The organism is Vibrio sinensis, assembly GCF_003605645.1.
Taxonomy (GTDB): Bacteria; Pseudomonadota; Gammaproteobacteria; order Enterobacterales; family Vibrionaceae; genus Vibrio; species Vibrio sinensis.
Map to the genome: position 1 here is coordinate 789,846 of NZ_QVMU01000001.1, position 21,758 is coordinate 811,603.

Consider the following 21,758-nt stretch of genomic DNA (forward strand, 5'->3'; position numbering starts at 1 on the left):
ACCAGTTCGAGGAGAAAAATTTGTCTTCATTTATTGATATTGAGTTTGTTTGTACTTGTGGTCATACAGTTACTTCACTGATACAAGTACCGCCCCCTGACTATGCTGCAGTAAAAACAAAAGACAGCCTTAATGAGTCGCTTGAACAAGTTTATTGCTTTGAGTGTGAGGCGGAGCATGAAGTGTATAGCTCTAACTCTTTTGCCGGTATCACCTGTTGTATCAATGACGATGATATTGAAGTTAGTTTCACAATGGCACCTACAGATAATGAATCAGAAACCGACTTAGATTGGTTAATTGGTCATTCTAGGCAGTTTTGCATATTTGAAATGCAAATTGATCACGTTAAAGGGCTTCTAGCTGAGAACATCACCGAAGATCATTTGTTTGGCTTACATATCATGTTGTATGGACACATTGTTGCAGCAACTGAGTCTTATCTGGCTTCAACCTTTATTCATCACGTTACAAATAGTAGGGCTTTAACTAAAAAGTTAGTAGAAACATCTCCTTACTTTGGGAATCAAAAATTTTCTCTTCAACAATTATTTCAAAAACAAAATGCAATTGAGCAGGTAGTTGCTAGCTATCTGCAAGACATGATCTTCCATGACATCAAAAAAGTGAAACCAATGTTTAAAGAGGTATTGAATATTGATTTTGGAAATGTTTCTTGGCTATTTAAAGCAGTTTCCCTCCGTCATGATTGTGTACATAGAGCTGGTTATGACAAAAATGGCAACCCAGTACGCATTTATGAAGAAACCGTCAACGAACTTCTTGAGCAGAGTTGGAACTTTGTGCGTGTGATAGAGAATCAATTAAAAGATCGTGGACCGAAAATTTGAACATAACAATATGGTTTAGACGCTGCGCAGCCAGCGCTAATACTCAAGTGTTGGACAAGCCCCAAGCCACTTATCTACCGAAATTGTGCGATGGTGGACCACTGGGCTCTGGCCTGAGTGGTTTGTTTTCCATACCTGTAATTATCTGAAAGCTGTCCAATCAACAAAAAGCGTAACCCCCATTTGTCCAACTTCGTGTCAGCTTCATCATCTGGCACGATTTTGCCCCATTCCTTCTTAGAGAAAAAACCGTTCAAATACTGTTAATTAGATTTTCCCTACGAAAACTAATCTGGATGGTCGGTTCGAGCGTTTAAAAACAGAAGCCAGTGAAAGGAAAATTCTCACTGGCTTTGCCGTAGTATTGTGGTTCGAAATACACCTGACTTGTAATAGTTGGCGTCTTTAGCATTAGGTCTGGCTATCGTTTTGTATCTTTGTACCAAGCGACTTTTTGCCAAGCTCCTCCCTCACGCCACACAATCCCCTCAGAACGACGCCAACAAGACTCATCATTGTTTCCGTTAGGCCACGTGTTTCGCTCCGCAATCATTACCCACATTGGTTCTATGTCAAACTTGCTAACATAGTCATGAAGAGCTTCATCATCAATAACTACTGCAGTTTGATGCTCAAAAGGCTCTTGAGCTTGTATTACAACATCACCATGTATGTTTAACCATTTGCTTGGTTCATTTTGAGACAACGAAAGTTCAAGTTCATCGGCAAACCATTTTTGTGGCATATAATTCGAAAAACCATCAGGAAGAGATTTGTCTAAATGACTCTCCCAATGGTAGTTAACTGTAGGTATTGCAAATGTACATTCTTCAGGCCCGTTCCAAAGAGAGTTTGAAAACTTTTCAGATTCCCACGTATTGCGCCAATATGCTTCGCGAAGGTACGGACCGTCAGTAAACTCCCTCGGTTTAAAAGAGTCAACATCAATACTTTCATTCTCTCTAAGAAACTCGGCTAGCTTTCTCACACTTCCTTTTTTAAGAAATACGCAATAAAGGAATCTGAATTCTTCATATCGCATTCCATGCATGCCGACTCTACGACCTTGATATTTTTCGCTAGAACAATTGAATTCATACAGCACACTCCACGCCTTATTATTTTCATCAATTCTAGAGAGCTTCTCAATCATCGTCAGCGTCGGATCTTCTTCAAAAGGCCACTGCTTCAAATTCTCTTCTGTAACTTCGGGAAGCTCGATAATTGGCTCTACCATCCATTTTTCAAGGTGGAGGTCTTGTTTTACGGGAGGTAATATAGTTGGTTCAATATTTCGTCGAAAGTCATGATGGCTATATCGATAAATACACGGCTTTTCAGCTCCCCATCCGCCTTCAAGAAACCAGTAGTTGTCAGCTAATCGGGCTTGAATTTCGTCTAAAGCAATTCTTTGGTATTTTTTACCTATCCGCTCTAGGTCATTTTCATGTCTTGAGTTACTAGTACCATATCCATCTCTAGGAAAAAGATCTGAGTTCCAACCAAGTTCATAGGCTCTTTTAGTGATCCATAATCTGCATTGTTGTATATCAACCGAATCAAACTCCTCGTAGCCACCATCACGAAGATAGTCCAACGAAAGTCTTTTCCTCTCGTCTTCACTTAATAAGCTTTCTAAGCGGTAGCGAGCATTAACTATTGCTTCTTCTAGAGCTGTAGCTTCCGCTTTGACAGCCTCATTCTCTGGTTGAGCAAAAAATATAGCTTGAAAATAATTGGGACTGGATGCTTTTTCAAACTCCTCTAGAGCGTCGACGCGCTCAGTGAAGGGATGTACCACTTCCTCTAAAAAAACTCGCTTTAGTTCTTTCTTCGAAACTGGTTTTGGACTACTAAGGGGAGTAGTTAAAAAATTTCGCACACGACCTGGGATACTGTATTTCCCATAGTCCCCCCACTCACTTGAAGCAGAACTAAATATTTCTTTGCCTCCTCTTTCTTCAGCAATTTTCTCTACTTCATCTTCAGTCAGACCAAATATTGGAGGTTCAGAGCCTAGAGGGTGATAGCAGTCTTCTAAGTTAATACCTTCACTCAATGCGTGCTTGCTATTTGCAAGTTCAATTATCCCCAATGCATAGTCTCTAGTAAGTAGTGCTACCGGTGGCTGTTTGTCTGCAAAAACTTTGCCGAAGACTTCATGCGAGTAAACATTTAGACGTTCAGAGCTTTGATCGATGCAACAAGCTCCAAAGGCTGCTGCATAGAGTCGCTCTATAACATACGGATCATCGCAATCGTGCAACTTTTCGAGCAGGAAGGTAAATATGTTTGAGTTTACTAAAAATAGCGTCGTTAGTGCTTTGGTCGCTTGGTCACGCAATGTCTGGTTAGACGAAGATAAGGACCATACCAAAACTAATGACGCTAACTCCAAATGTTTTAAATCTGCAGTGCGACTATGCTTTGATAACGCCCATGAGACAATTCTCTCAACTTGATTGAGTTCTTCTCGCGACGCCCAATTAATCCAACGTGTCCAATGACTATCTCTTTCTGGCATTTGCCATTGCTTCAGACGTTCATGAAGGCGAAGAGCGTTAAAAGGATGGTCAATAGTCATTGAAACTTCCAAGAGTAACCCTAGAGGCTCAACATTGTAGCCATCTAATCGGTTCAGTAATTCTCGCGAGTCATTCGAAAAGGCATCTGCACTCCTCCACTTGAAGCTTTCCGCAAAGCTCTCCTGCAGTGACTGTTCTCTTTCCCAATGTAATTCCCAATCGGGTAGAGTTTTAGCAAATTCTACCCCGAGTTTCTCTGGGTAGATTGTGGATAGAGCGCTAATCAATCCTGTATATTGATAGTGAAGACCATGGTCTGGCTTCCCATCATAAAATAGGAAATTCAGAGGAAAGCCCGCATCGAAAGCCGTATTTAACTGTTCCCTAGACACTTTCGAAAGCAAGGATGTCGCCATGAGGTGATCTTGGAACCTCTGAAATGAGAAGCGCACTAGTTCTGATGGGGGATTAAAGGGATCATAACGTTCCGAATAAGGAGGCGGGTCGCGTCTGAATAAACTTGTTTCTATTAACACCTGTAGCCAAGTTTTTCCTTCTGGCGCAGTTCTACCCTTAAAGCTCTCGTCTGCAATTGCTATCGCATCTTCGACTTCTATGAAATCGCAACCATTCATAGCCATCATACTAGCGACTTGAACAACACATTTTTTAATGGAATTTGAAATGGTAGCTGAGTTTGCTGTTTGTATCCCAGTGCGCCAACTCAACGCATCGAGATACAGGGCCATAGTTTGTGATATTCCGTTCAACCCACGAGGAAATTCCGTAAGTCCTTTAGCATGTAAAGCCTCACTAGTCGTTTTTAGGAATAATGGATTGTTGAATTCTGGCGATAACCATGGTGTATTGGGCCGAGCTATGCCTTTGGTATCAAGGTATCGAATTGCTGCACGTTCCATCTCCTCCGGAGTGGAAAACCCATTTATCCGATATTTAGGAAGTTTTTCGAGCAAACTATCCGGAACCGCATAAGGAAGATACTCATCACGACAAGAGAAAACTGCTGATAGATAAGGGTATTTTTGAATCGCGTTAACTATTTCCGGGAGATTACACTTCCAGTAATGTGCACCAACACCCTCGTTGATTGCGTCAAAGAGCAGAATGGTCCGCTCACCTTTACGTTCGCCAGCTGTATTCAGGGGGCCCAAAACATCATCGACTGTTCTACCCTCTAGACCACAAATTCCGCCGAATTGCTCCCAAAATACTGACGTCGAGAAACTCTGGCCTAACACTAGGACTGTTGGTAATCCTGCACTAGTTCGCTGCTCTGCAACTTGCCCTAGAATATGAGACTTTCCCGCACCTGCAGGTCCATAAATTAGAGCGCAGCGTAATGACTCTGCTATAAAGTTAGAATTTCTTAGAATTTCTCTTAATGAAAAGCAAGAGGATGAAAGCTCTTGGAGACGTATACGCACATTTTCAAGTTTGCTTTTATCATCCTCTATCAATATACCTTTATCTACCGAAGCGTACTGTCTTTCAAGTTTCCAAACAGCGTCTTGAAGCCGATCTAAAATACTCGTTGCTACCTCAATGTTCCATTCTTCATTTAAGTCGTGTGTAAACGAACCTTTAAGCTGAACAAGTTCCTGCCATGTCTCATTTGCAATTAAAAGTGTGTCGGCATCTGATGCAAGATCTGCAGAAGAGAACTCTATAGTGGGAACTCTTGATTCCTCAAGCTCATTGAATGCGCCTATCAACTGCTCAGTCGTGCTTGGACCTCGAGCTATGGTGTCAAACAAAGATTCAACCGAGACTTCTACGTGATCGTGAGGATTGAAACGGTCATCTAACGCTCGTTTCGCAGTATTAACTTGGTCTTCAAACCAAGAATCGTTTAGTACATCACCTCCAAACCAAAACTTGAACAATGCGGCATTCTCTTTTCGAAGGAGCATTTCTTTTAGAGTAGTTTCGGACCAAAGCTCGAATTCGATGTCAATTGACTTTTCTTCCGCCCAACCTTTCCACTTATTTACTCGCTCATCCCACTTTTCTCGCTGAGATTTACCTTTCGTCCCTCTAGGTGGAGTTAAGTCTTTTGGTATTGCGAAAATATAAGTTTGAAGTTCAGGGTGTACCTTTAACGCTTGTTCTACCGACTCATCCATTTGACTCCATTGGGAGTCACCAATCGAAGTGAAATACTTTGCTTGATAACCAATTTTCCTTCCATTGTTTAGAATCCAAAGAGCCTCTACACCTCCATCTCCTCCACAACCATCATTCGGTTGGAATTCAAGACCATTTTTAGGGTTCTCTCGACGAGCAAGCACACAAATTAGATCTTCAAAGGACTCTCTAGGCCCTTTGTTGAACGCATTTATAGAAGAAAAATCAATCAAGTTTGTATGTCCTTTTCCTGTCTGGAAGGTTGCGAAATTGGGGTTTGAAAGATAACAACTAGGAAAGAATAATATATCAAACAACTAGAATACTTTGTTGACGTAATTCAAACATCCAATCAATGACTTACACCTCATTAATAGGAGTAAAACTCAGGTCTAACCGTCTTGGCTCGTTTATGCCCCAAAATTTGCTAGAGCTGGCACTTTTAACAGTTCCACAAACTTCTTTTTGATTTAATTAATCTAATACACCTAGTATGAGATAATGTGACTATCAAATCGGTAGCTATTCACACAACCTCTTTTCAAACTCATAGTTTTGTGAGGCGTGAAACTTACTGCAACGACGAAAAATCGTATAATGCCTAAATAATATAAAATCAATTGATATGCATATGGTTCAAATTAATCGCCTTTTCTCTCAAACTTATCCGAAACCTTCAGATTCTATTGACCATCAAACAATAAATTTTTTTTTCAAACATAAAGTATTGGTAATCGTTGGTGAGCCTGGCTTGGGTAAAACAACATCGTTTCTACAAGCCTCGAAAGACGAGCCAAGTGCCTTATTTATTCCCATTGGGGAGTTTTTATCCTGCTCAAATCCCTCTCAGTACAAAGAAAAAGTTCTGTACCTTGATGGCTTGGATGAACAAAGGAGCAAACATCGGGGGCGAGGCGTTATGGATGCTTTGGTTGCTCAAATCAAGCAAGCAGAAGCCTCCAAGATAAGAATCGCATGTCGAACAGCCGAATGGCATTCAGAACAAGACCTGAAAGCACTTGAGTACTCGATATCTGACAGCCAAATAGTGCAACTAACGTTACAACCACTAACTGAAAAAGATTGGCCAAAGCTCATCGAAGGCGAAGACATTCATGATTTTATAGAAGGAGCAACAGCTCACGACCTCCAGGTTTTTCTAAACAATCCAGGAGATTTTATGCTCCTTTATCAATTTTATAAAGATATGGGAGAGTGGCCTAGCACAAGGGCAGAGCTCATGGATGGTGCGTGCAGATCTCTGCTGAAGGAATTGAACGACGAGCACAATGAAGCACTTGATGAACAGTTAAACGACTTAACTTTGCAAAAATCATCCGAGTATCTAGCTTCCATCATGATGCTTTCCAACATAGAAGGCATTTCAACAAACAGGAAAGCTGCTAGAAAAAATTTTCCATCAATTCACGAGCTTGATGGTGACTTGTTTAGCCTGCGAGTTGCATCTAGACGCCGATTGTTCTTGCCTCTAGAAAACGAACGTATTACTCCAAGACATCGAAAAATAGCAGAATACCTGACGGCAAAATACCTTGCTAGGCGAATTAGGGAAGGACTATCATTACGCCGATTGATGACTCTGTTGACTGGTTTTGATGGAAAAACGGCACCAGATTTAAGGGGAGTTTATGCTTGGCTAGTAACCTTGTTGGCAGGTTCTGCTGAAAAAGTTATACATCACGATCCTTATGGTGCCATTATTTATGGTGATACATACTCTTGGACTCCGCACACAAAAGTAGTCGCAATAAACGCGTTAAAAAAACTTTCCTTGCTAGACCCTTGGTTTAGGCAAGGCGATTATTCTGTAAAAGAGCTGGGAGGACTTGCTGAGCAATCTAACGTCAGTTCCTTCATAGAGCATATAACCAACGACGATGGTAATTCTCATTTCTTAACTGTTCTTTTTGGTGCATTGGAGTCATCAAAAGGCATAAACTCTCCAGAGCTTGAGCAGATACTCATAAACTATGTAGAGAACGAGAAGAATCCAGATCATCTTAGGGAAGATGCTCTTCAAGCTATTTGTGGCGTCAGCTTAAACTTAGATAAAACATATCTAAATATACTACAAAAAATCGATGAAAAAGAAATAAAGGATGAAAAGCAATATCTTCTTGGCGCACTACTAGAATATCTATATCCAACTGTAGTTACTCCAAGAAATATAACAAAGTATTTAGTTGAACCTTGCTCTGGATTTATCGGTTCTTATTATATGCTACTGGTGTATAGACTAGTGGAAAAAACACCTTCTAGTTGTTTAAAAGCTCTAGCAAAATCGGCTATAAAGTGGAAAGAAACGTCTCAAATATCTCAGCGTCAGTTCGATTTTCTAAATTCATTGACATTAAGATTGCTCTCCGAGTTTTATGAATCTGCAAAAATTGAAGATATATACAGTTGGTTAGGTATTAACACTGGTGAATATAGTAAAAATACGTTCGATCACTCAGATAAAGATAAGTTAAGAGTCTTACTGAACAGTAATGAAAAAAAACTTTTTGAAGTTTTTCTTCATCATATTGATGTATCAACTGAGAAGAACAGTTCTGCATATAGTTTTATGTGGCGCTTTGATGATTTAACAGCAAACTCCCTAAGTGAACAAGTATTTATAGAAGAAGCGTATCAATACGTTATATCAACTGGAAATGAACACAAGCGAAAAATAGTCTTTGAAATATTTTGTATCATATACTTCAATCGAGGATTGAGTAACTTTAGTTTTACCTTAGAAGATATAGAAAAAATATCACTTCAACACAAGTCTCTTAAAGAAACTCTCGTTAACCAAAACTACTGTGATCTAAAACATCAGGAATGGAGGTTAGAAGATGCACAACGTAAAAGCAAACTACTTGAGAAGAATCAAAGGCGACTAGAAGAAAATAAAAAAGAGATTGTAAAGTTATCCAGTGAAATTAAAAAAGGTGATGAGGTTGAACTATTACAGCACTACGCAAAGGTTTGGTTAGGTCAATATTCTGATGTAGATCGGAAAGCAGCACCAATTAAAAGGCTGTCAGATGAAGTTGGAAGTGAAAACATTCCAGTTTTATATGAAGGATTTAGCAGTGTAATATATAAAGATGTATTCAATTCAATAAAAGATATAGCGGAATCCCACGTCGACGGAAGAGTCTATTATCGAGCATCACTACTTCTTGCCGCTATATCGATAATTTCAGAAATAAAAGGAAAAAAATCACTATTATTGCTACCAGATAATATAATAATACTGATATTCTCCTATCAGTTGACTAGACCTACAGAATACTCGATCAATTGGTTTAATTGGTTAAAAGATAAGAAATTCAATCTTTATCAATTGGTCGTTGATAAATTTTGGAGGATTCAACTAGATAAAAAAGCAACCTCTTTGTCTGGACTCTATAGTTTTCGTGGTGATGAAGATATATTCTTAGCTGCAATAACTATAATCCCCAACTTATTAAGAGATTACAGTAATATTCATCCCAAGCTTTTAATGACTATGCTAGAAAACATCGTAGGCAATGTAAAACCTAAGATATTAATCTCTTTAGTCGAATACTCATTGAAAAAGCGCCATTTGAGGAGAAATTTCACCAGAGCAATGTGGTTATCGGTTGGCTTTATGTGCGATAGAGCCTCTTACGTGAAGGGACTATCTGATGAATTGGCACGAAATACTGACTCAAAATGGTATGTAAAAAAATTACTATTCTCTGATGTGTTTTCACGATGCGATAATGGGCTCTACACCCGTAGTGCGGGATATAGGAAAGATGTCGTTATACTCCTAGCACAACACTTTGATAATATTATAGAAGAATTTAGTGAAGGATTCAGAGCCATTGGTGAACATGATGAAACAGAAACTGCTCGACAAATTCGAAGCTTAATTAGAACTTTCTCAGATGACACAAGTAATGAAGCCACTTTATGTCTTGAGTCCTTAAAATTACATAAAAAGTTAGAACAATGGCAGTCAGAAATAAACTATGCAACTGCGGAGCATATCAGAAAAGCACGAGAGGCTAGATTTTCATATCCTAGTACACATAGCGTTGTTTCTACTTTAGCAAACTCAGAACCAGCGAATACATCAGATCTAAAAGCTCTCATTATTGATATTCTAAATGAACTAAAAAGTGAAATCAGGAACTCTAACACCGATATATATAAATGGTTCTGGAACAAAGAAACAGATGGAAAAGCTAGTTCTCAACATATAAATGAAAATGCCTCTAGGGATGTATTGCTGGAGCTACTCAGAGCAAAGTTGAAACATCTAGATATTGTTGCGGAGCCAGAAGCAATGTATGTGGATGAGAAAAGAGCAGATATTGCTATCTATTACAAGCACATGAAGCTTCCTATTGAAATTAAGAGGGATGACCATAGTAAGATTTGGTCGGCAGCTGAGAAACAGTTAGAAAAACAATATGCTCGTGATCCAGCATCTGAAGGCAATGGAATCTATCTACTATTTTGGTTTGATGGTAAAGGGATGGCTAAGCCACCTAAGGGTATAGAAAAGCCTAAAAATGCCAAAGACTTAAAGAAAGCTGTTGATTTAGTGATACCAGAAAGATCATTAGGTTTAATAGAGTCCATTGTAATTGATGTTTCAGTACCCGAAGAGAAACGCTCCAAACACTAAGTTGCGTAAAGTTTCGCCTGCTTTTTACTACTTTAGCAGCCAACGCTCACTAACATCAAAGTCGTCTACTTTACTTTCCCCAAACTCAGGTTATCCGAGGCAGGCGACTTTAACCCCAAACCTTAACTCGAAATTGTCCAGAACAGTACTGACGGGGCAAGTAACACGAAAATGCCCCAACGTGAGTTAGCGCTTCGACCATCCGACTGCTCGAATCATCCCACAAGGTCTAAATTTTTCTCATGCATTTCATCTGTGTAAATACACAGTGAGATGAATATAGTAAAAATTAGCTGGTTTTTAGTGCGGGACGCCCGTTTTCTCCCATTCAAGTTGCAATCATGAAACTCAAATCACTGATTTTACTCGGATATATGGTAAGCTGGCACAAGTGTACGCGGACTAATCGGGCGTCCCGGGTTTGTACTAAACGGGCAAGTTGCCCGCTAATAAGCTGTTATATGCCTTAGGTGAAAAATTATAAATTGGTGTATATGAAAGAAGATAAGATATTTCGTGTTATATGTATAGTCGATAAAGGAGTATATTCTCTAGATTATAATGAAGATTGGAGACCACAAGATAATAATTATAATCGAGAAGATATAATTAATGGGGTAAGTTTTATAGGGTTTGAGTTTGATGATTTAGATGAAAATGATAAATATGTTAACTTATTAAGTTTTGAAATTGCTAATTCAACATTAGATAATGTAAAGTATCAAAATAGATTCCCGTATGTTAGAAGATTTATACAAAAGTTTATAGATGGTAAGTCTTTTGCAATTCTTACGGCAAGATATGATGAGGATAGCCCTAGTTATGTCTATCCGTCTTATGGCATTGATGAGCCTAAACGGATAGTTGTGGAATCTATTTCTTTTCAGTCATTTAGAAAGCCGAAATTTAATAATAGTAAAATTGCATTGCCATTTATAACAGATAATATTGTAAGTAACAAAAATGTTATTTGTCATAAGTATGAAGATGATTTTCGTATCATTCCATATTCTGTCGGACAAGGCATGTGTTCATTATTACACAATGGAAAAATTGGATATCTTTTAGATGCAGGTGCTGGAAAGCCTGTACTAAGGAAAGACTACATTAACTCAATTATAACAAATGATTTAATAAATGATATTAGTAAACTTGATGAAATATATTTGATTATATCACATTTGGATTCTGATCATTTTAGATTAATAAGATGGGATAGCAATATTTTAGGAAAGATTAAAGAAATATATATTCCTTTTGGTTTAAGTTGGTTGGATTCAAAAGAAAAGTCAATTAATAAAAAAGTGCGACCAATTAAAGAATTGATAGTTAAATCTAAAAATATGGCGCTGAATTGTTACCGGACTGAACATCCATTAGCGTCTGTAAAGAAGAATGATAATGAATTAATAACCTGTATTGAACTTAATGGTGAGAATATTTTATATCCAGGTGATTATGTGTACAGTAGTATTGGTAAAGACAATAATAATAATGTTTCAATGCTGTCGAAAAATGATTATGAATTTATATGTGCACCTCACCACGGAGATAAAGAGAGTCAATATCTGATTCCATCTCCATCTAGTGATTCTAGTGTGGTGTATTTTTCTGCTGGTAATCATATTCGCTGGAATCATCCCAATCCAGAATCTGTTTCAGAACATAAAAGTAAGGGTTTTAATACAATTACGTTTAATAACAGTAGAGATATTAAACGCATAACGTCCTATCCAACATATAAAGCTAATAAAGCTATTAAATAGGATTTAAATGCGGCATATAACACATATGAGCCCTTCTCCGGTCAATAGGCAATAGCCTTCTTTTGGCTGCGTCAGCAGCCAATGCTCTCGAACAACAAAGCCGTCTACTTCGTTTTTCCCAACCTGCAGTTATCCGAAGTTAACACTTTAGAGCAATAGACCTAACTGATTCCTGTCCAGAACTTTCATGGAGGCGCTTCTAGCTCAGAAGTGCCCCATTATTGGCTAGTCTTTTTACTCATTCACACCCTGTTCATGGGCTTTTGCCATACTAAAAGTTATTCATTCTTCTCATGCTGTTCGCTGTCAATCCCCGTGATGTATCACGGGGTAAGTTCGGCATCGTTACAACGTTCTAATGACAGCTTTTTCAAGTTTTGCTGTAACAATCCCTATAGTTCACTGACAGTTCTGTATAAGCCGACTAAATGGTGTACAGAAAGATCCATTAATGGTTCATACATAAACGAATTTATATGGATATTCTCTGGTGTCATCAAAATGACTTGCCCTAAAATACTCTTTATTTCTTTAATTTTGGCATCGGTAGAACCGCTAAATTCAGTAACATAACGATCATAAAGCACACCAGTTTGCACACCGCGAATAGGTGATTTATCAGAGATCTTTGACCATAGAAACTCTTCCGCTTTAAGTCGAATACCAACAGATAATGCTACCTTATTTTCTAACCTGATTTCATCAATTACAGTCGTAGTACAGAGACTATCTGCAGTTTCATAAATAAAATCAATGACCAGCTTGTCTTTATCAATATCAGAGTTGAATGATGTGTTATTTATAGATGACGCTATTACTGTTTCTAGGTTCGAAAGACGTAGATCCCTAGTGTTGTCTTTAATATGTAAGAGCGACGTGAGCAACATGTAATCCTCAGAAGATGTACCTTCTTTGTACTCAATCAAATTTCTTACAAAAGGTATCATTGATACGATGATTGCTGGATTTCCTGAAAAGTTTCTTCGCCATACATCAAAAGGATTTGATACGTAGTTGTCCCCACCATTTAACAAGGAAATAGATTTATCAGGCTCTTTTTGAGCTATGTATGACGTAAAACGCTTTGATCTCTCTGTTAAGACTCTGCTTTGAAATGTTCTATAAAAGTCGAAATTGTGTGTTAACACCAACATGCGAAATATCTCTTCCTCAGCTATTTCTTTAAGGTACTCAATAATTGCATATTTGTTTTTATAATCAAATGAATCAGCAATATCATCTACGATTATAACCGTCCTTTGACCTCTAGACTGCCTAGCCTTGAACTCAAAAATCACGTAGAGAAGATACATCGCCCTTCTTTCGCCTATTGATAATACATCGAGCGATGTAAGCTGCCCCCTGTTAAACTGTACGTATTCGCCCTCTTCATTAACGAACTTAAAAACAATGTTAGGAGCTTTAGTTCCCAATATCGTATTGGTGTGATCTTCAATATCTAAAGAAAATGGTACGTGAAACCTTTCCTTAAAAGTATCTGCAGCTTCATACCATATGGTTTCTTCTAGTTTGGCTTCATTTTCTATACTTTCTAATTCTTCTTTGTTTGCATCAAATAAAGACAATAAGTTATCAAACTGCTCTTTCTTTTCTGAGTAATAGGTACACCACATTATCTTTTTAAAGAGAGCGATATCTGCCAGCTCAACGGCTAGATCAGGATGTTCTTCTAATATTGCTTGAAAGATTTTTACGGAAGCAACACCGTTCAACAGCTTCTGGTTAATATTGCGTAGCCGTTCGTCAGATAAAAGCTCTGTTTTTTCGACTTCGAATATTTCGTTAAACTCTTGATGACTGTCGACCACCCCCTCTCTACCATTCAGAATAACTTTATGGTCAGCTTCAAAGAAGCTTTCTTTTTTTAGTGATGATGAGATTGTGCTAGCCTTTGAAGGGTTAAATACCCCAACCTTAAACAAGGTTGAATTGGAAACTAACTCGTTATACCTACCAATATAGTCAGCGACGCTCTCTAAGACGTTTTCTTCATTAAGTAGTGCTATTACTTTTTCGTCAAATAACTGTTTGTACTGTAATGTTTTATAATCTTCATTTGCTAAGTTACTCGACTGCAACCACCTAACAGATTCAAAAATGTTCTCACATCCAACATCGCTGCAAAGTAATGACTCAATGTCATCTTTCTTTATTTTAGAAAGCTTGTTTAACTCAACTAACAAGGATTTTTTTGCATCGAAGATTGACTTGTATAGTAAATCGTAACGTTGCTTTTTATCTGTATTTACTAGTAGCGTGGATAGGTTTTTTGCATCAAATGAAGGATTAAATGGTTCAATAACTAAAATCTCATCTTGCTTGATTGGCTCTCCGTCAATCGTGACCTCATATGCAGGTTCTCGATTGTAAATTTTCTCTTCCGGTTCCTGCCCCTCAGAGAGTTTTGAAAACGTGTTAGACAAAGACGTCTTCATTATCCCATTTGGCGCATAAAGCAGGTTGGCACGAGCTCTAGTAAAATCAAACTCTTGAGACAAACTGCTAATGCCATAACAATTAGTCAAATTGACCATCAATTTATTCACTGAATCATCCTCAAATTAAGCCATGCCTATAACTCTAAAATTCGCAAACACCAAACTTACATCACCATCATCTTACAACATATCATCCCATTTGTATGCGCTCTTTGGCACAGCTACATTTTACATATCTATGTCATCGACATCGGTGATATAAATATATGTACAGAGCAGTTACAGTCGGCACTTTCCACCTTGAAAGTGCTCCATGTTGAGCTACACAGCAAGAAGCAAGACTGTCCCAGTAAGCTCGTGTTAACATCGAATCGTCAGTCTTACAGGCATGGAATAAACTAATCATGAGTAACTTAGATAACTTATCACCTCTTGACTTCGAAGAATTGTGTCGAGATATTGCCTCACAAAAAATGGGACTCAGTTTCTCTGCATTTGGCCCTGGTCCTGATGGTGGGATTGATGGGCGTCATTCGACAGCGGAGGGTGATATTATTTTGCAGTGCAAGCACTACTCGAGCACACCCTTTTCGGGTTTAAAAAGAAGTGTGGAAAAAGAGAAAGATAAGTTAGATATACTAAAACCCAAACAATATCTGTTCTTTACATCTCAATCACTTACTCCAAAGAAAAGCGCTCAATTGGAGCAAGTACTGTCCCCTCATGTTTTTAGTACCAACGATATCCTAGGCAAAGAAGATATTGAAGCTGCACTCCGAGATTTTCCTAATATAGAAAAGAAGCATATGAAGCTGTGGCTCTCAAGTACTGCTGTATTAGAACGAATTTTACTGTCTGGGCTTGAAGCCTATACTCATGCGACTAAGGAAGAAATTCTAGAAGAGTTGGCCGTTTATGTGCTTAACCCGAGCTTACATCAAGCAATTGAGCAACTAGAAAAGGAAAAAGTCCTTGTTATATCGGGCCAACCTGGTGTTGGGAAGACAACACTAGCAAAAATGGTTTCTTATCATTATCTAAAAGAAGATTGGCAATTTGTTTCAATTAATTCTTTAGAAGATGGCTTTTCTAAGCTTAACAATGAGCAGAAAACAGTGTTTTTCTTTGATGATTTTTTAGGAAGAATTGAGTTAGATCGACAAACGCTCCTTCAGAAAGACAATGCTCTATCACTTTTTGTAAAGAGGGTTGTTAGAGCTCCCAACGCGAGGTTCATCCTAACTACTCGTGCCCATATATTTGAAGAAGCAAAGTTGATCTCTGATCGTGTGGATAGTACGAAGTTTCATCTTGCTAAATACCTGTTAGATGTTGGTCAATATACACGGAAAGTTCGAGCAGAGATTTTATTTAATCACTTATTTACTTCGACTTTGGAAGGGCAATACATAGAGTCCCTTATTGAAAGTGATTCACTAAGCGATATTATCGATCACCGAAACTACAACCCTCGTGTGATAGCTTTTGTCTCCAGTGAGTTTAATCAAGACATTTCTCCCATTGATTACCCTAGCTATATATTGGATGCGTTAGATCATCCTGAAATGATTTGGAGTAAACCTTTCAATTCTTTGAGTTCTAGCTCAAAACATTTACTAATAACACTGTTTTTTCAAAAGACCATTTTTGGGGTAAAGATAGAAGAACTAAGGAGTCAGTTTTCAAGGTTACATAGAAATGTTTGTGATTTTCATGGCCAACCTACATCTCTGGAAGACTTCAATTCATCACTTAGAAGTCTTGAATCTGGATTTATTTCGATTTCAGGTGGTAGCGTTGATTTTGTTAACCCTTCAGTTCAAGACTTTTTAAAGTCATACCTTAACGATAAAGAGTTCTTAGGACTTCTACCAACCGTGGCAATAAAAGCTATGTGGGCGAAAAATCTTTGGGAACATATGAAAACTGTTTTTAAAGAGCAAGAAGATTTGAAATATTGCGCTCATAAGTTTTCTGACTTTGCCACAAAAATAGATAGTTCGCCAACTCAGTCAAAAACGCCGCACGCAAGTTTATTTGAACGATATACAATCCGTTTTACCGACCTATCTTTGTCGGTAAGAGTTGAATTTTTGTTCGATTTATGGACTTACAGTAATTATACGCCTTTTCTTGATAAGGCATTAGAGTTGCTGGAGTCTTCTAACTTGGACATTGATGGAGGTAGAGATGGACGAGACTTACCAGAGCTTCATTGTTGGGTGTGTGAACATGTCGAAGAAAGCTCTTCAATATCAAATCGACTATTAAGAGCAATAGAAGAAAAAATTCGAGAGATATTGAAACAAGGAGTTCATATTGAAGATTTGAATATGATAATTGATAGTGTGGATACCTACATACCTAACAAAAAAGAACTTGGTATCCAGAAACTTATCGATTATTGGGTGGATTTTGAGCTCTCTTGTACATCAGACTCCATCGCTCAGCTTGATTTAGAAAGCGAGTTGTCAGATCACATTGTGTTTTTAGAGGAATTATCTAAACTCACGAATCGTGATGTAGAAGACGCAAAGAATACGGTATATGACCGAATTAGTGAATTAGATGAACATGAAGAGGCTTTTTCTGAATCAATATCTCCCCTCGCAAAGGAAAGTGAAAAAGGCGATATTTTCAGTGACGAAGATATCAAGAGTCTATTTGCCAATCTTCTGAAATAGGGTAAAGCTAGCCTTTAAAACCACCCTTACGCTCAATCCACTCTATCACTGCTGGATTCGTCAGGGGTGATAGTTAAGGTTTTGCTCTACTTCATCTAATCCGTTAAATGCTAATTTAGCAAAACCACTGACAAGCTTTTGTCCAACAATGAGCTAGCGATCATGGCTAGCTCAGTGTGATCACCAAGCGATTCTGTCGCACTCAACACGATGAAAAACGTTAGCTATTAGCCTTTAGTTTACGAAACGAAATATTGTATGAGATTGAAATTATTGCATAAATAAATGATATTAATCACTTATTGTGAATTTATTTCTGCCGTTCCCCTGAATGTTACCCCTCAACTCAAATTATCATAAAATAACAATTAAAATCAGATAGATAAGTCAATTTTCAAAATCCCTCTTAAACGCTTTGTTAGCCCTATGCCAAAAGGCTACCAACTTCAATTGCGTCTATCTTTACACCAAAACTCGAAATATTGGGCAATGTTGCATTATGATGCGCTCGAATTTGAGCGCCGGTAGCATGCGATTTATCGTGGGTTGTATGAGCGTCCGATATCAACGTAACCGAATAACCTAACCCAGCAGCCCTGCGAACGGTCGTATCAACACAAAACTCAGACGCATAACCACAGACGATTACATTGTCGATTCCTAATTCTGTCAGAAGACTTTGAAGGTTTGTATTCAAAAACGAATCCGGAGTTGTCTTACGAACAAAATAATCGTTCACTTGTGTCACAAGCGCCGACTGCAACTTCCAACCATCGGAACCAAATTCGATCACAGAATTGAGCTGCTCATGCTGGATGAAAACAACTGGAACTGCCGTATTCCGAGCCCATTTGGTCACTTCATTAATCTTATCTAAGACTACTTTAGACTCAAATGGTTGTGGTTCGGGATCGAATAAAATCGATTGAACATCGATAACAAGAACCGCAGATTTCATAATTATCCTCTTATAGGGCTAACGCCGCGTTAAGTGGTGAACAACGCCTACCACCCTGCCTAAACCATTGTGACATAAACACTTAAACCAAAGAAAACTGGAAACGCCAAGCGTTGGGAATCCGTCTTAAACGCTTTGTTATGCTACTTTTTTACCTTTACCACCGGACCAAAAAAACCTCTGTTCCAAGCACAAGTACAATTGGTTTTTATGGCTTCATTAGCCTCCTCAGAAACCGGAAACCTGTTACCATTGTTAGCTTCGCACCAAGGGCAATCTCTTTCATCTCCTGATGAGCGATAAATGACTTCAAAAAAACCAGCGTCCATGATTTTTTGGAGGCTTTCTAACCGATTAGCTTCAAAAGTTGCACGATAATAGACTCGTTTCAAGGCGCTTTTGGGGTCAGATAGCGTAATGCCTTTATCGGACAAAACGTCAACCAAATCAGTAGTTATTGCAAGTCGAGCGTTTATCCCAAGTTCCTTTTTTTGTTCCGTCGTTAATTTGACCCCTTGTTTATTTAAGTCTATCTCATGCTTTAAATGACGAAGAACCGTGCTATAGCATGATTGCTTAAAATACCCCAAGTCTTCCAAGTGCCATAAAAACAAGTCGTTGATGTTCTTAGGTTCGATTGAACGAAGAGACTTACTCTGGACACCTTTGTCTTCCTTACGGAAGAATTTTTTTATAAAACTGAACAAGTTATTTAATCCTCAAGGAGCATAACGCCGCGTTAAGTAGTGAGCAACGCTCCCACCGAACCTAACCATACCACCTTAAACACAAAACCCAACGATGGAATGTAAAATGCCAAGCGTTGGGAATCTGTCTTAAACGCTTTGTTATGCGTATTTTACTGAGAGTTAGAGTTATTTGATTGTGAAGACTGACCTGACTGTTGATTTGAAGAGCTTGCACTCGAAGAGCTGCTTGAGCTTGATGGTCTCATTGCTGACGCTCCATTTATACTTTTCTTCTCAACATTACTAGAATTCTGCACCACCATTCTTACTTTGCTATCTGACATGCTAACGCTCTCCTTTTGGTAATGATCAACACCTGAAAATAAGCCTATTAAAAGCGTAAAAAGTATACCACAAACGAATGAAACAACTGATGTTTTATCCAGTACTGTTAGCCACTTATCGTTTTCATTTGAACCAGCAACTATTGCTTCTAAGTGTACTGAGTTACGGGAAAAAACCATTAAAATAGCCACAATACAGATCAGAAAAGAAATTACTGCGAGAGCATACATTAACGCAACAATTAAAGAGCTGACCCCTACCGTCGTGAGTAACGTGACTAATAAACCAATACCAAAAGATGATAGCGTCAGAAGGTGTTTATCTTTTTCAAACCTAGTTGTATACCAAGCATTTAAGGTTTCAGTATAAAAAGCGACTTCTTTCTGTTGCTGTACTTCATTTTCATCCATAACTCGAAACCAAACACTGATAAAAGACGATAAATCATACCATTAGATACGACTTCATTGTAACTGGAGGCGCTATACGCATAACGCCTTGTTAAGTAGCAGCTAACCAGCACTACACTCAAACAAAGCCACCATAATCACTAAACTCAATACAAACCAAAATCGCCGACGGTTAGCTGTCTGCTTGAACAAATTGTTATGTGTTTTTTTCATCCTCTAACCTATCCGGGTTACCAAGGAGCTTATTTAGTTTTTTAGCGATGTCCATTGGAGTTAGTTCACAAGCTATAGGGTTATAGGAATTATCAGCATAGTAAGTTAACAGTGCTGTATAAGCTGCTATTTGAGTATTTTTCTCATTCTCTTCTTTCGCCAATGCCAACTCTCTTTTTTGAACATCAAGCTGTTGCTTTTGATACCAAACAGTAACCAATAATGCAGCGAACGCCAATGCTGAAAAAAGAGCTGCTACAGCTGTATAAAGACCACTGACATCGGAAGTATTTATGCCTAGAAAAGAGAATACATAGGACTTCAAAATTACAGGGCTAACAAGCCAAAAACAAAGCACGATAAGAGATACTAAGACTATTTTAACCATTGAAAATCCTAACTTTTACTCAGATGCTGATTAAACACATAAAACGCCGCGTTAAGTGGTGAGCAACGCTAGCACCCAGCTTAACCCATTGTGGTGTAAACACTAAAATAGAAGTAAGCCGAAAATGCCAAGCGTTGGGAATCCGTCTTAAACGCCTTGTTAACCCTCACTCACCCAGAACTCTGAACTCAATTTTATTTTCTAAGTTTATATTTGTTAACAATTCAAATGACTTATAACTTACATATTTATCTTTATCGATTCTTGAATAAGACTTTGATTTGATAGGGCAATTATTGTTAACATTCCCAATCCTGAAATCAGAATAGTCTTTATTCATTAAATTCATGACAGTCATTGGATTTTCTTTTATCTTATTAACAAGTTCGAAGTTAAATTTCACTTGTGCGTCTTTAGCCTTAGCATGAAGTTGATCAATAAGATCGTGACCTTTGATATTAGAAAATGTATACAATATTAAATTTTGCATTATCGCGTTTACTTTTTCTATCTGGGATTCTGGTTCAATATCATATGATCTAGATCTTGCTCTTTGCAAAATTTTCTTCTGCATTTGTTCAAAATTCCCAAGGTCATAAGGTACATCAAATTGATGAGCTAACATATGCCAATCTTGTAAACGCCTAGGCATCCAATCTTCTTTTTTAAAATCCCACTTAGTTGTCTTTTGGAGATACTTTTCCAGAATATTCTTATCATTGTAGCTATCAGACAAATGGACATATTTTTGTATAACCCCAAAAATCTCAACATAGCAATATAGGTTATTATTTATGTTAAACAAATAAATCTGATGATTAGGATACCAATCTTCGTGTTCATTTTTACTAGTTTCGTATATTTTTTCTTCATCAGTTGTTGGGTAATATTGCCAAATAATTTTAGATATCGATTTGTCACACTCTATCAATTTTGAAGATTTAGTTAACGGGTTTAAGTATTTATCAGGTATGCCTTTGAGCGCAGCAAAGCCTATAGCTATTTTCAATATGCCTCTAAGGAGCTCTGGCGATTCATAGTTGATATCTAGCTCTGCTGATTTAACATAATCCGCTACATTCTCACTTTCATTGACAACATACCCATCGTTAATAAGATTCTGTATTGTTTTACCTTTTCTATATTGTTTTATTTGCTTCGCATTAGCACCAAAAACAGTAACAACCTTATTTTTATCATCTAATATATAGACTGGTTTTGAAGGTATTATAGAAAAATCACTTTTTATTTCAAAGTTTATATTGTCATCATTTAGGCTTGAGTCTTCATTTAAAGAAACATTAATTCTAGATTTGGCACTTTCCCCTCTATCCCGAGCTAAATCCAATAGCACGGACAAACATAAAGTCCTCGAAGTAAATTTCTCATCAATATGTTTTCCTAAACAACCACCACATTTTTCACATAAAATATCTGACGCTGTTAGCTTCCCACCAATTGAGTTCTGTATGATGTGCTCATCATGCTTTTTGACACTAACACCATCAAACTCATTTTTGCATAAATAACAAGTTTTCATATTTCCTATATATCCCAATTTTCACAGTATAGGGTTAACGCCGCGTTAAGTGGTGAGCAACGCCAACCACTCTACCTAAACCATTGTGACATAGCCACTTAAACTAAAGTGAGCAG

11 protein-coding genes are annotated in these 21,758 nt (G+C 37.9%); 4 read left to right on the plus strand and 7 right to left on the minus strand.

Going from position 1 to position 21,758, the window contains the following annotated elements; all coding sequences use genetic code 11:
- The first annotated feature begins 20 nt into the window (after positions 1-20).
- On the plus strand, positions 21-851 hold the full coding sequence (locus DZ860_RS03315; RefSeq protein WP_120029468.1) for a hypothetical protein: 831 nt from the start codon (positions 21-23) through the stop codon (positions 849-851).
- Between the two features lie 421 nt (positions 852-1,272).
- Here DZ860_RS03315 and DZ860_RS03320 read toward each other — a convergent pair whose 3' ends face one another.
- Complete coding sequence (locus DZ860_RS03320; protein WP_120029469.1) at positions 1,273-5,754, minus strand: NACHT domain-containing protein; 4,482 nt, start codon at positions 5,752-5,754, stop codon at positions 1,273-1,275.
- 398 nt (positions 5,755-6,152) lie between these two features.
- Between DZ860_RS03320 and DZ860_RS03325 the strand changes: the two genes are divergently transcribed.
- Positions 6,153-10,190, plus strand: a complete 4,038-nt coding sequence (locus tag DZ860_RS03325; RefSeq protein WP_120029470.1) for an NACHT domain-containing protein — start codon at positions 6,153-6,155, stop codon at positions 10,188-10,190.
- Positions 10,191-10,684: 494 nt separating this feature from the next.
- Positions 10,685-11,956, plus strand: coding sequence for a ComEC/Rec2 family competence protein (locus DZ860_RS03330; RefSeq protein WP_120029471.1), 1,272 nt, complete (start codon positions 10,685-10,687; stop codon positions 11,954-11,956).
- Positions 11,957-12,348: 392 nt separating this feature from the next.
- Here DZ860_RS03330 and DZ860_RS03335 read toward each other — a convergent pair whose 3' ends face one another.
- Positions 12,349-14,523 (minus strand): AAA family ATPase, encoded by a 2,175-nt coding sequence (locus DZ860_RS03335; RefSeq protein WP_120029472.1) that lies wholly within the window; start codon positions 14,521-14,523, stop codon positions 12,349-12,351.
- A 296-nt stretch (positions 14,524-14,819) separates the two neighbouring features.
- Here DZ860_RS03335 and DZ860_RS03340 point away from each other — a divergent pair, with 296 nt between their 5' ends.
- A complete protein-coding gene (locus DZ860_RS03340; protein ID WP_120029473.1) occupies positions 14,820-17,099 on the plus strand; it encodes an nSTAND3 domain-containing NTPase in 2,280 nt (759 codons plus the stop codon).
- Positions 17,100-17,523: 424 nt separating this feature from the next.
- Here DZ860_RS03340 and DZ860_RS03345 read toward each other — a convergent pair whose 3' ends face one another.
- The 5 genes from DZ860_RS03345 to DZ860_RS03365 form a co-directional block, all read right to left on the minus strand.
- Positions 17,524-18,057 (minus strand): cysteine hydrolase family protein, encoded by a 534-nt coding sequence (locus DZ860_RS03345; RefSeq protein ID WP_120029474.1) that lies wholly within the window; start codon positions 18,055-18,057, stop codon positions 17,524-17,526.
- Positions 18,058-18,200: 143 nt separating this feature from the next.
- A complete protein-coding gene (locus DZ860_RS03350; protein WP_243641792.1) occupies positions 18,201-18,764 on the minus strand; it encodes a structural protein in 564 nt (187 codons plus the stop codon).
- A gap of 152 nt (positions 18,765-18,916) precedes the next feature.
- Positions 18,917-19,501, minus strand: a complete 585-nt coding sequence (locus DZ860_RS03355; RefSeq protein WP_120029475.1) for a hypothetical protein — start codon at positions 19,499-19,501, stop codon at positions 18,917-18,919.
- 196 nt (positions 19,502-19,697) lie between these two features.
- The gene (locus tag DZ860_RS03360) at positions 19,698-20,102 is read right to left on the minus strand and encodes a hypothetical protein (protein WP_120029476.1); all 405 of its coding nucleotides are present in this window, start codon (positions 20,100-20,102) and stop codon (positions 19,698-19,700) included.
- Between the two features lie 166 nt (positions 20,103-20,268).
- Positions 20,269-21,642, minus strand: a complete 1,374-nt coding sequence (locus DZ860_RS03365) for an HNH endonuclease (RefSeq protein WP_120029477.1) — start codon at positions 21,640-21,642, stop codon at positions 20,269-20,271.
- Positions 21,643-21,758 lie beyond the last annotated feature (116 nt).